Below are 13,089 nucleotides of genomic sequence, written 5' to 3'. Positions count from 1 at the left end.
ACTTCAAAAGGGACGTGTAGCGCTCATTGGCGGCGCCAGATACGAGCCTGATCGGTTCGATAAAAGCGCCAATGACCCAAGCCCGCCGGGCCCAAAAACACCGATACACACCCCAAGTGATCCAACCTTAAAATTTTTGCGCCCAAAGCATGATAGCGCAAAACCACCTGAGGGCTTGGAAAATGAAAGCGATTCCAAAACCCCACCGGCATAACCACCCACCGCGGCAAGACAGCTCGCAACCAGCGCCAGCTTGAGGACGTTTTACTGCCATGATGCGGCGCCAACGTCAGGTCTGCTTTTAAAGCCTCACCGTATTGCGACACCAATGCCTGCTCAGCCTTTTTCTCCACATCCCCCACCAATAACACGCTATGCCGGCCAACAGTAATTTTCAGCAGGCAAGCCTGGTTGTTACTTTCACGCAATGACTGCTTAGGGGCAAATAATTGAAAATGCACACCATCCCACACCCAATGTTGGCGTCGACAGCTGATGACCGCACCAAAGCGAGACGAATCACGATAGGCGTAGACGGTTTCTGGGTGAAACAATGGGGCCAAACTGTTTAAACCACCCGAGTGATCACTGTCCCAATGACTTAAGACAATCGTATCCAAGTGATGAATACCTTCTTTCAGAAGATACGGCGCAATGATGCGAACACCGGCATCATCCTCAGCCGAATAACGTGGACCGGTATCAAACAAAAGCGCATGGTGTGCAGTGCGCACGACCACCGCCAAACCTTGGCCCACATCCAAAAAAGCAAACTTTGCCTGACTTGGCGCGAGTGATGGCATTGAAAAAAAAGCCGGCAATAAAAGCAAAATAGCCAAGGGCTTAAACACAAACCCACGCGGCAGTAAAAAAACAAACACACACAACAACAAACACACAAAGCCCCACTCGTTGTGCAAACCCATATGCCAAACGGGCCCAGGCCATTGCGAAACCGTCATCAAAGTCTTAAGCAACACGTTCGCACAAAAGCTCGCACACACTGCGATTAGCTTTGCAAACGGCAAGCTAAAATTAATCGCGATGATGGTGAGTAAGGACAAGGGCAATAACACAAACCCCATATAAGGTATCGCAAGCAGATTCACCAGCGGCGAAATCAAAGACACATGCTGAAAATACCACACGCTCAAAGGCAGCATGGCCAGCACAATCACGCACTGCAGGCTCAATACCGCGCGCCACCCTTTCACAGGTAAAAGACGATTGGCAACATACAACAGGATGATGAACACAGCCCCAAACGATAAATAAAAGCTCGGCGACAGCACCGACAAAGGCATCACAATCAGCACAAACCACAACGCGAGACGAAAAGCACGCCAAGGCTCGAGCTTTTTATCGAGCAAAACAAACAACATCACCAGCATCAGCATGATGTAGGCGCGCACCGCCGACACACTAAAGCCTGAAAAGGCGACGTACAAAAAAGAAAACAGTAAGCTTGCGATAGCCGATAGCTTCTGCCGGGAACAATAGCGCAATAGCATTGGAACAAAACACAGTGCATAACGCACTAGCCAAAAACACAACAAGGCCACAAAGCCCACGTGCAAACCGGAAATGGCCAGCATGTGGCTCGTACCCGTCAACTGAAAGGCTTGCTTCGTCGCAGCTGACAAACCACTTTTATCGCCCAGCGTAATACCCACCATGAGTGCTGCGGCCTGCGTGTGAGCTAACACTTGATAAACACGATCACGCAAGGCTTGCCGCCAGCGTGTCAACTCATCACGAGAACCAAAACCCTCGTAAGCCAGCACCCGCTTCACATAGCCTGTGGCAGAGAAGCCTTGCTCAAAGGCCCATTGCTCATAATCAAAACCACCGGGGTTTAAGCTGCCGTGTATTGGCTTAAGCTTTACCATCAACTTAAAACACTGCCCCGGTTTGAAATGATATCGCCGCCCCCAACTGCTCAAGTGAAGCGTGGCCGCCAAAGGCTTACCGGCCACGGCCTGGGCTTGAAAAGTAAAGCTGGCATGATCGGAGTAATCACTCACCAAGCCTGAAACGCAGCCACTCAGCAACACAGGCTTGCCCAAATCTGCAGGCGGAATGCGCGCAGGCATTGCAGGGTGCGCAACGATTAAAACCCAAGCCACACCCAAAGCGAAAACCCCAAACGCTTTAAGCCAGGCAGGGTTTTGAAACAGCGCCAACGCTGCCGGCACACACAAGACGAAACCATAAAAAAATGCAGGCAAGCAAGCCCAAAGCCATAGGCTTGCCACGCCCAGCCAAAAACAGACGACCATAGTCACACAAAAGGGAAAAAAGAATGCCGCTAGCTTACGCTAAGCGGCCGATTAAAATCAAGGTAATGTCTTCGACTCACTCAAAGCACTTGAGGCTCAAGAAGCCGCGAGTTTATTCAATCAACAGAACCCAATGACGCCGATTACTCGCCTTCCTGAAGAAGAACTTTTTAAAAGCGATCACCCTATGCCACTACAACCCAGCGACAGGTCGATTTGAGCGCCGAAACCCTTGACGAAGAAAATGACGAACCACTCAGCGAGGCATCGCAGGCCAGCACATGGTCTTCAACCGCTTAAAACATTAATTGCAGATTGGCGATAACAATATTATCGCCACCGTTTGTGGTGGTTTGTGAGTCGCGCACATCGGCAAACACATAGTTTAGCCCTAGGCGCAGGTGTTTATAAAAATAGCTGTTTAAGCCTATTGTGGTATCCAGCTCTTTACCGCCGTGAATATCGTGGCTGTTTAAATCCAACTCACTCAAACGCACAATCGCTTGCACGGTATGATTCATCGATTTTGGCGCGCCAAACACGCCGCCAGCAGATGAATAGGTGAAGGTATTATCATCGATAAACGCACCAAATTGCGCGTACCAACCTGTAAAATCAAGATTAGGCGCGCCAGTACGGCTGGTGTGATTGTACAGATACCCCATCTCACTCGCAAAGCGATGGTATTCCCACTGCGCATCAGCACTTGCCACATCAAAGTGGTTCACATTGCTGATGGCGCCAGTTCTAATCGTGGCCACAGGCACATAACCGGTAGCCTCTGGAATCGTGCCATAGCCAAACGATCTGCGATGATCAATACGCTGATACCAGTTGCCCAGGCCCAATTGCAATACGCGCCCGGTTTCATGCCAAGGCGCCCAGACAAACCGCTGGGTTGAACCATAAGGGTGATTGATTTTCGCTTGTGATTGCGTGCCCGGCGCAAAGGCACTGACAGCCGCTTGCCAGTCGCGATGATTAAAACGATACGCCACACCCCGGCGAAAGTTCGGGTTAAACGCTTGCACCGGCAAGGCCATTTCTGCAAACCAGCGATGCTCGGGACTCTGATCGTACACACTGTTAAACGGCACTTTTTGCTGACCCACACGCAGATTATTATCGCCGCGCTTGTAGTTCACCCAAATATTTCGCCACTCACCGTAATACGCAAAATCGTATTCCACTTTATAACTAAAATGCGCATTCATCTTGCCATCGGCAAATAAGCGCGCGCGCCTAAAATAACTTTGATGGTTCACGCCGTAATGATCACCACCCCCTGGCATATACCATTGCGCAAAGCCGCCTAGATTAATATAGGGCGAAGCGATCGGCACGCTGGCAAAGCCTGAAGCCGACAAACCGACAAGCGAAAAAACGAAAAAACGAAAACGGCAAAACTTCACTGAAAATGGCATACCACCCCCTGATGATTTGCCGTCATCATACCGAAGTGATACTGATTGACAATGCTCTGGGGTTCATCCAAGTTGACCCGCAAGCTGATTTCGCGCACACTTTGCGCCACTGACACGAGAAAAACCATGCCCCTACCTAAAAAACAGCTCGGTGTGTTTGCACTGACCATGATCACTGTTGCAGGGATTTACAATATTCGCTCGCTGCCGATCATGGCAAAATACGGCTTCTCCTCCACCTTCTTTTTTATTCTCGCCGCATTGGTGTTTTTTATTCCTTCAGCCATGGTTTGTGCCGAGCTTGCCGCAAGCTTTCCCAAGCGCGGCGGCACCTATGCTTGGGTGAACCAAGCCTTCGGTGCACGCTCTGGGTTTCTAGCCGTCTGGTTAGAGTGGATTAACACCGTGGTGGCGTTTCCCATGAACCTCACCTTTATATCCACCACCGTGTCGTATATTTTCATGCCCGCACTAGCGCACAATAAACTCTATATGATTATCATGACGCTCAGTATTTTTTGGCTCACGACTTGGATCAATCTTTACGGCGTTAAAGTGTCGAGCTGGGTATCGAGTATCGGCTTGATCTTTGGCACACTGCTGCCCACCGTTTTGATCATTCTCTTGGGCTTAATCTGGCTATTTAAGGGCTTACCAACTCATATACAATTTAATCAGACCAGCTTCTTTCCTTCCATTACGCCTCACAGTGCAGTCTTATTAGTGAGCGTAATCTTAGGCTATGCCGGTATGCAAGTGGCTGCGTTTCATATTCATGAAGCGAAAAATCCTCAACGCGACTTTCCTCGCGCCATTCTCATGGCCAGTTTTATTATCATTATTGCTTCAGTGTTTGGCACATTAGCGATTGCGATTATTGTGCCAAATCACAGCATCGGCATTGTCACCGGCATCATGCAAGCGCTCACCGTGTTTCTCAGCCGCTTTCATTTAGCCTGGTTGGTGCCGGTATTTGCTTGCTTAATCATTGTGGGCTCAGCCGCCTCGCTTAACACTTGGGTGATCGCGCCCTGCAAAGGTTTGCACGCTGCCGTGCATGACGGCCATTTACCAAGGCTCTTAAAACGCACGAACCGCCACAATGTGCCGCACGTGATTTTAATTCTTCAAGCCCTCATCGCCACACTACTGACTTGCGTCTTTTTATTCATGCCAACGGTGGCAAGCTCCTACTGGTTGCTCACGGCACTGTCTGCGATCATGACTTTCATCATGGATATTTTATTGTTTTCAGCCGTCATACGCTTGCGCTACTCAGAACCAGACACACCACGCCCGTATCGTATACCCGGCGGCTTAAGTGTTGTTTGGCTTGTGGCTGGTGCCGGCATCATCGCAAGCATTGCAGGTATCATTTTAGGCTTTATGCCGCCCTCACAATTGAAAACCGGCAGCAGCACCGTCTATCAAAGTTTTTTAATCGCAGGCTTGGTGATTCTGTGTTTGCCGGCTATTTTTATTCATATTCGTAACACAAAGCGAGCTGCTTCATGAACAAAACCCGCGCACTGATTTTATTAGTATTGATATTACCACTGACAGCCTGGGCAACGGATTTATTCAGCCCACTGCCACAAAAACAACTCTCCGCTGATCAAGCCTTTCAACTCTCAGCGCAAAAAGTTAACGACACACTGCTTATGCTGCACTGGGAAATCAAACCCGGGTTCATGCTGTATCAACAACGTATCACCGTCACACAAGCCAAAAACTCCAACGGGCAAATCGGCGAAGCGACCGTTCCGCCCAACGACAGCATTCAACAGCTTAAGATTGACGGGCACCCCGTATTTAGCTTTTATGCGAATGCTTATCTGCCGATTAAACATGCAGGCAACGGCACTGTGAGTTTTTATGTCCGCTATCAAGGCTGCCAAGGTAAAAATTATTGTTACCCGCCCGTGACCAAACTCGTGAAGTTTAATCTCAATACCGACACCGCCATCATTAAGAATGCAAAAGACCAAACGATAAACGCCCACAACCCTGAAAGCTTTAAAGGCTCAACGCTGATGATACTGTTATCGTTTTTAGGTTTAGGTATCTTACTAAGCTTCACACCTTGCGTATTACCCATGCTGCCGATTTTATGGAAAATCATCACCGGCCATGAACAAGGTTTTTGGCATGCGCTCACACTGGGCTTGGCCTACACGCTTTCGATGGCCGTTTGCTTTAGCGTTCTAGGCATCGTTGCGGCAAGCTTGGGCCACAGTTTGCAAGGCTTACTACAAACACCCTGGTTAATCGGCTTGTTTTCTTTGATCATCCTTGTGATGGCACTCGCACAATTTGATGTCTTGCGCTTCAATATTTTTCAAGGCTTAGATAATCGCTTACAAGGTTTAACACGCAAAACCAAAGCCGGTAGCCTAGTGACCGCGGTCACACTCGGCGCGCTGACCTCGCTGGTGTTATCACCTTGCGTGAGCGCACCGTTGATTGCCATCCTGCTATATATTGCTAACACGGGTAATTTGGCCCTGGGCGGCATGAGTTTATTTAGCTTAGCGATCGGCATGAACATCCCACTGCTGCTGGTCGCCCTCGCAGGTTTAAAAATCCTGCCCAAAACGGGTGGCTGGATGAACACCGTCAAGCACCTCTCAGGCTTTATTTTGCTCGCATTGGCTGCCTGGCTGCTGGATCGCGTGATTCCCTCATCCATCACATTAATACTTTACGGCCTGCTTGCGCTCGCCTTTTCAATTTATTGCGCGCGGATCGCCCTGCGACACCCGCGTTTTCGTTTTTTAAAAGGGCTATTGGGCTTGCTCTCACTGGCCTATGCCATCGCCTTATTCACGGGCGCAAGCTTAGGCCACAGCAATCCACTGCGTCCTTTACAGGCTGAAAAAATGACACTACATGCAAAACTAGCAAGAACAAAGGCCGAACTGAATCGATCACTGGCTCAAGCCAAAATGGAACACAAAGCCGTAATGATTGATTTTTACGCCGACTGGTGTGTGGCCTGTCAACTCATGGACAAACAGGTTTTCAGTCAAACCGACGTTCAACAAGCCTTGAAGCCTATGATGGTGATTCGTATTGATTTAACACACAACAGCGAAGCGGCTTTGGCGATCGCAAAACGCTACCATGTGTTCGCACCACCGAGCCTGGTGTTTTATAACGCGAAAGGCAAAGAACTTGCAAACTTGCAGATTTTTGGTGACACCGATAAAACCAGCGTATTACATCGAATCCAACTCGCAAGCCAAGGCTGAGTCTTCCACGGTAGACAAAGGCTGGCCAAGTAGATTACCAACCAGGGCTGCCAAATTGTGCGCTACCGGTCGCTTGGTTTGCAAAGTGTCAGACAAGGCTTCAAAATGCGCAACCATCGTCTCACGCGACACCGCATTATCCAAAAGTTCACCCAATACTTTTGACATCGCACGCGCATTAGCTTTTTGCTGACACAGCTCTGGCACAATAGGTTTATCGGCCAGCAAATTGCACAGTGAGGCCATGCCACTGGTCACAAAGCGGTCTTTTCTCAAGCCAAAACATTTCTCCACCACAATCACCGGTGTTTTCATGCGTGCCGCTTCCAAGCTGATGCGGCCACTCGTACAAAGTGCCACATCACTGGCTTTTAACACCACATCCGTTTGCTCTTTCACGATCCAAACGCCGAGCTCACGAAGATCGGGTTTGAAGCTCTTCAAATGCGCCTTAGACAAATTCGGCGCCAAAGCTAAAACAAAACGACACTCCGGATGATCTTCGGCCACGCTTAACATCATCGGTAAAAAACGCTTCAATTCTTTGAGCGTATTGCCCGGCATCAAACCCACCACCGGTTTGTCGCTGTACAAGCTCAACGCTTCGCGGGCTTGATCACGACTCAGCGTCGAGGCTTCTAGTGGTGGCAGCGGCAAGCCGATAAAACTCGACGCCACGCCGGTGTTTTTCAAGGCATTTTTGATATAAGGATACACGCACGCCACATGATCTACCGAGTCAATTAATCGCGCCATGTCGCTCGCACGCCAGCACCAGCGTTTAGGCAACATCACACCCAACACCTTAACACCATGCGTTTTGGCAAAACGAGAAATCGCGAGAAATTGCGGTGTCATGCCGATAACGACCAATAAATCGGGGTGCGCCTGCAGTATGCGGCGCTTAATCGATACAATCACACTGTTTAACTGCGGCACCATAGACAAGGTATTCAGGCTTCGTGCATTTTCTATGCGCGCATAATCCATGAACACTTCAGCACCGGCTGCTCGCAGCTGCTCGCCGCCCAGCGCAGACAAATACCAATCAGGAAAATAACGATGAATTTCTTTCGCACAGTTTGCAGCGAGCTTATCTTGTCGCTCACCTGGCGCGATGAACATAACGCGGCGTACCATGATCATATCCTTATGATGGGTTTCACGCCCATAATACTACTGTATTTAGGGCAACTGAGCAAATGGTTTACGATGAAGACCGGCGCTTCGCGAAAGAGTGCCAGATGGCCATCATCGTGTGACCGGCCACATACCACCAAATCCAAGAAGCAAAATCGCCATGGGTTTCTTTCACATCGTGCACCCAGGCTTGATGCAAAGGCAAAAAGAAAAATAAAATCAAGCCACAAAGACCGACAAAGGTCACCAAAAGCAAACCCAGGCCATGAACCAGTCCGGCCAAACCACCCTCAGAATCTTCTGGCAAGCGCCCTCGAAGGATAGACAAGCTGTCGGCAGCCACCTTGGCGCGCCCCTTACGAGTGAGCCAAGCAAAAAGATGGTGCAACTTATCGCGGCGCAACGTCAGCACCCAAAGCCAATACAGCAGCACAAAGCCTAAGGCAAATAGGCCGATGGTTTTATGCAGCAAAAACCCCTGGCCCTGTGTTAGATCTAAAAACCGAGCAAATGCCGCATGGTGCATAATTTTCGAACTCATCAACTGACACACAATTGCAACCGCAAAGCACGCGTGCAACAAACGACCGACGATATTATTTTTTAACACCTGAAATACTCCTAATACCACATTGCCGGATAGCGTAGCGGATTTTCAAAAAGGCGTCTATCGCGAACCCAAAGACACCACTAAAGGCTTCATAAGCAAGACCAGCACGGCCGAGACCGCCGCGAAAGCCGCCACCAGCAAGAAGGCCTGGCCATAAGAAAATACCGTGGTCAACTTTGAAAGCTCGCCCGCAAAATAGCCGCCCAAGGCGATAAACAAAAACCATGCGCCCGTCATTGTGCTGTACAGTGAACGTGGCACGTAATCATGTAGGCAGGATAACACCGCGGGGCTCAAGCAAATCTCCCCCGCACCCAAAAACAGATTGGCCATGACCAACCAAAAAATACTCGTATACATTGTGCTATGCGCACTCGCACGTGAGGCCAGGTACAAGATCAAAAACGCGATAGCCGCCAATGCAATACCGATAGCAACCTTGGTACTCACAAAAGGCTCCCGACCTCGTTTCGCCAACGCTCGCCAAAGCGCAATAAACACCGGCGCCATCAGCACAACAAACAAAGGATCTAAAGCCGTAAACCACGGCGTAGGAATATGAAAACTTAAAATAGACAAAGACACTGCACGATGAATAAACAAGGTAATTGAGCTGCCCACCTGAAGACTGCAGGCAAAAAAAGCCACGCACGCCAAGTACAACAATAGCAAGGCTGCAAATGATTTTTTATGCCCGGCTTTTGTTCGCATACCGCTATAAAGCAATACAACGACAGCCACAACAAACATCAGCACCATGGTCGCCGTCGATAAGGTATGAAACAAAAAACCCAAGCACACACAAACGACCAGCAGTATCAGCACACCATAAGGCAACAATGATTTTTTACCCGGACCTTCGCAGGCTTTAATTGCATCGTTGCGACAAAAAAAGCCGAGCGCCACAGCGATAAGCACAGCACTCAACCAAAAACACTCAGACCACCCCAGCAAGGCAATAATCAAACCGTAAACAATGGGCCCCAAGGTGCCGCCGATGTTCATACACGTGTAGAGCCAGGTATAGGCTTGCTCGCGCGCAGATTTTTCTTGCACGCATAACACCCCGACCAAGCTGGTACAGTTGACCTTAAACAGCGCAGTGCCAACCGTTAACAAGGAAAGCCCCATGTAAAAAAGATCAGGCGTGTTCGTGGCTAAGCAAAGGTTGGCCACAATCAACAAAATACCACCCAATACAATAGACCAACGCGCGCCAAACCACTTATCCGCAATATACCCACCCAACACCAGCAGGGTGTATGAAAAAGCCGTAAACAAACCGAAAATGGCAAAGCTTCTGGCATCGTGCAAATGAAAAACCACATCAAGTTTTAAAATGATGACGGCAAACAGCCCAAAATAACTCAAACGCTCGACAAGCTCAGCAAAACACAGTGTCGTAATGGCACGCGCGTTAGGATTCATGGAGCGGGATTTCCTTAGAAAAATACAGCTGGCTATTGTAAGCGGATCAAGCACACCCTGTCGACACCCAAAAAGGGGAGCAAATTTGCCTACAAAACTTTTGAACCTTATGTTAGGCTGGGCCTCGCCGAGCTTGAAATGGAATATTATGAGTTCAACCGCCTCCCTGAAAGAAGTGACCTGGGCCGAAATCAGTCAAACCGTAGCCTCAGTCAACCCTGAGCTCGCAGCCATTATCGATGAGCTCAAGCCCGATGCTCAGCACACGCTCTTTCTTGCAAAATACCCTTACGGCAGTGAAATACTCATCCATGGCAAATTATTTCTGCCTGACGTTCATGGGCAACTGGTAGACATCAATGATCCCCGTATCAGCCAAGATACGCGTGAAAAGCTCAACTACATCAAAGACACCAACCCTTTGACCTTGGTGCTCAACAATAGCATGGAGCTATTTATTCCCACCGAAAACCGGGTCATCACCTACAGCCTCATTGAACCAGGCACGGTCATGGGGGTTTGGGGTGTTCTAGAATACTATAAAAAGAAATTTCTATTTTATACACCCATCCCACTATGGGGCATGACGGCGGGCGCACGCAGCACCTTTTTATTGCCCAAAGTCAGCGAAATTGCGGCCTTCAATAAAATTCAAAAAAAATACGCTATTAAATCCGACACCCCCAAAAACCTGGTCGATCACTGGCCGGTCTTTCGAGACATTGCCAGCCACCCAAGCTTTGAGCAACCTTGGACCACTGAGGTCCTGTTTTTCAGCAAAAAATGGATCGAGTCCATTCACCGGCCAGAATGGCATAAGTTCAAAACCTATATTTCGAATCTCGCCTGGAACAGCAGCGAATTCTGGCGTAGCCAGTTTTGCTTGGACCTCACATTTTCACGCATTCAAGAACGCCGTGGCATCAAGCCCTGCCCCTTTGTGGCCGATATTGCCAGCCATCTGCTGTTCATGAGCATGGGCGCCTTGCCAGGCTTTAAACCCCTGACTGACAACAGCGCCCTGCCTCTGGACGGCCTGCGACGCGTGTTTGAAGAAGAGTACGGCTGCCGCTATGCACCGATCATCATGGGCCCAGCCAGCCTCAACGTGCTTGACAGCTATTCAGGTCCCGCCTATTACTCTTTTCACTACCACACCGCGATTAAACTTTCGCAAAAATCCAGCAGCCGTTCGAGCACGCTCACGGACCTCTACAATGTGCGTTCTTTGCTCAGCAAGTACTTGGAAGACATTCAAGACGGCGATTTAAAAATCTCAGACACCGTACTGTATGAAATGGCGAAGGCGGCACAATTCAGTTTTGCTCACTACGATGCCAGCGCCGACATGAAAATGGCGACACCCAATGCGCTGATCGAACAAGACCCCGCTTTTCAAACGGCACTGGCCCAATGCCAAATCAAAACCCTACCCAAAAAGTCACCCTTTCTTAACGGTTGCATCCAGCTCAGTAAAAAGTAAATACTACACGCGCTCAAACACGTACAACTTACGCTGGCGTTGCGCAGCCGTGATATACGTAAAATGCCGAACCATAGCCAAACTGGCCTTTTTGGCATACGCCAGCATTTCAACCTCGGAAGGAATATAACCCTTAGCCGAACAACCATCTTTTAAGATCGAATAGGCTTGCTCTGCAGCAAAACGAGCATTCAAAGGCTTTTGCCCCGCCACAGAGGTATCCAAGATCAATCTGCCACCAACACACAAAAAACCAGACAGGGTTTGAACCAGACCAGGCTGCTCAGCACTTGGGAAGTCTGAAATGCCCGACCACATGGATAAAACAACATCATAAGGCTCATCAGGCTTAAAGCCTCTAACGTCCTGATGATGGACTGTGATTTTATCACCAAAACGCTTGAGCTCTTCACAAAACACATCACTTCGCTCAACCACCTCCACCGCACCTGTGAAGCTATGGCGCAGCAGTGCATCGACCACACGACCGTACCCAGCGCCCACCTCCAATAAACGTTTTGCGCTGGCAATATAGTCAAACACCGCATCAATATCGCAGCCGCTATCCAAACCACCTAACACTGCAAAACCTGGAAGAACCTGCTTAATTGCCGGCTGATTGTAATACGCATGCTGATTATCGTCATTCGTCCAGTGAAGCAAGTCCCCATCGGGTGCACTGTCATCAACACTTGAGATTTTTTCTTCAGAAATACTCAAGAGGGGTTCTCCTTAAAATAAATCTTATTGTTTTTTGGTTTAAAACCTGAGCAAATTTTAGAGCGCGCCCACTGTAACACAAAGCCCTGCCTCGATACAGTGTCTGAGCGTAAGCCGTTACCAGGCAAAATGAGCACAGAATTTGCACCCAAAATATGCCGCCTTTCATCGTGGTTTTTACTCCGCTGGGGCTGTGTTTTCATAAGCGTGCTCTGTTTTGGAAAATAATCATAACAAGACAAAACAGAGCGCATAATCTCGGCCTAGCCGAGCGAGCATGGGGCAATCAAACAAAGCCTCAAATCGATAATCATAACAATAATGCATTTGAGCCTGTACGTTCGCCTCATACTCACAGTCTGTGTTGGTGTTGCGGTTTTTTCCACCCTGCTCCTCACCCAACCAGACAAGGATTAGTCACACATTTAACAGGGAGCAACCAGGGGGAATCACATGCTCATTTTATCCAGAAAACCTAACGAAAGCATCATAATCGGCAACGACATCGAAATCAAAATCCTATCGTGCAGCGAAGAACGTATCCGCATTGGCATTGACGCACCGAAAAATGTCAGCGTACACCGTGAAGAGATTGACCGTCGCCTACTCAACGCATCTGAAGACGACAGAAAACGCAAAACCCAAAATGCCGCTGATAATGGGTGCGATTAAAAGTGTAGGTTTTCATGCCGCTTTTCTTTCTTCCCAATAATCATTCCACTGTCCATTGGCGCGATTGACTCTAAGTGCGAGC

General features: G+C 48.9%; 11 protein-coding genes. 4 read left to right on the top strand and 7 right to left on the bottom strand.

The annotated features are described in order from the left end of the window. Window positions 1-23: 23 nt before the first annotated feature. Both COV52_08805 and COV52_08800 read right to left on the bottom strand, forming a co-directional pair. Window positions 24-2,279, bottom strand: coding sequence for a DNA internalization-related competence protein ComEC/Rec2 (locus COV52_08805; protein PIR10379.1), 2,256 nt, complete (start codon window positions 2,277-2,279; stop codon window positions 24-26). 296 nt (window positions 2,280-2,575) lie between these two features. After that, entirely contained in the window at window positions 2,576-3,703 is a 1,128-nt protein-coding gene (locus COV52_08800) for a hypothetical protein (protein ID PIR10378.1), read from the bottom strand. Between the two features lie 51 nt (window positions 3,704-3,754). Here COV52_08800 and COV52_08795 point away from each other — a divergent pair, with 51 nt between their 5' ends. Continuing rightward, window positions 3,755-5,218, top strand: coding sequence for an amino acid permease (locus tag COV52_08795; protein ID PIR10377.1), 1,464 nt, complete (start codon window positions 3,755-3,757; stop codon window positions 5,216-5,218). Then, entirely contained in the window at window positions 5,215-6,954 is a 1,740-nt protein-coding gene (locus COV52_08790) for a hypothetical protein (protein ID PIR10376.1), read from the top strand. Before COV52_08795 ends, COV52_08790 begins: the two co-directional genes overlap by 4 nt. Here COV52_08790 and COV52_08785 read toward each other — a convergent pair. From COV52_08785 to COV52_08775, 3 genes are all read right to left on the bottom strand, one after another. Next, window positions 6,922-8,100, bottom strand: a complete 1,179-nt coding sequence (locus COV52_08785) for a hypothetical protein (GenBank protein PIR10375.1) — start codon at window positions 8,098-8,100, stop codon at window positions 6,922-6,924. The two genes, COV52_08790 and COV52_08785, sit on opposite strands and share 33 nt — an antisense overlap. 61 nt (window positions 8,101-8,161) lie before the next feature. Beyond that, a complete protein-coding gene (locus tag COV52_08780) occupies window positions 8,162-8,725 on the bottom strand; it encodes a hypothetical protein (protein ID PIR10374.1) in 564 nt (187 codons plus the stop codon). Window positions 8,726-8,761: 36 nt separating this feature from the next. Further along, on the bottom strand, window positions 8,762-10,132 hold the full coding sequence (locus COV52_08775; protein PIR10373.1) for a hypothetical protein: 1,371 nt from the start codon (window positions 10,130-10,132) through the stop codon (window positions 8,762-8,764). A gap of 109 nt (window positions 10,133-10,241) precedes the next feature. Here COV52_08775 and COV52_08770 point away from each other — a divergent pair, with 109 nt between their 5' ends. Continuing rightward, window positions 10,242-11,615, top strand: coding sequence for a hypothetical protein (locus COV52_08770; protein ID PIR10372.1), 1,374 nt, complete (start codon window positions 10,242-10,244; stop codon window positions 11,613-11,615). 3 nt (window positions 11,616-11,618) lie between these two features. Here COV52_08770 and COV52_08765 read toward each other — a convergent pair whose 3' ends face one another. Further along, window positions 11,619-12,335, bottom strand: coding sequence for a hypothetical protein (locus COV52_08765; protein ID PIR10371.1), 717 nt, complete (start codon window positions 12,333-12,335; stop codon window positions 11,619-11,621). Beyond that, complete coding sequence (locus tag COV52_08760) at window positions 12,332-12,589, bottom strand: hypothetical protein (protein PIR10370.1); 258 nt, start codon at window positions 12,587-12,589, stop codon at window positions 12,332-12,334. The genes COV52_08765 and COV52_08760 overlap by 4 nt, the downstream gene beginning before the upstream one ends. Window positions 12,590-12,788: 199 nt before the next feature. On the opposite strand from COV52_08760, the gene csrA reads away from it, so the two are divergent. Next, a complete protein-coding gene (gene csrA / locus COV52_08755; protein ID PIR10369.1) occupies window positions 12,789-13,007 on the top strand; it encodes a carbon storage regulator in 219 nt (72 codons plus the stop codon). The last annotated feature ends 82 nt before the right edge of the window (window positions 13,008-13,089 follow it).

The sequence above is a fragment of the Gammaproteobacteria bacterium CG11_big_fil_rev_8_21_14_0_20_46_22 genome (assembly GCA_002796245.1).
Taxonomy (GTDB): domain Bacteria; phylum Pseudomonadota; class Gammaproteobacteria; order UBA12402; family UBA12402; genus 1-14-0-20-46-22.
This window is presented reverse-complemented; position numbering and strand designations above follow the sequence as displayed.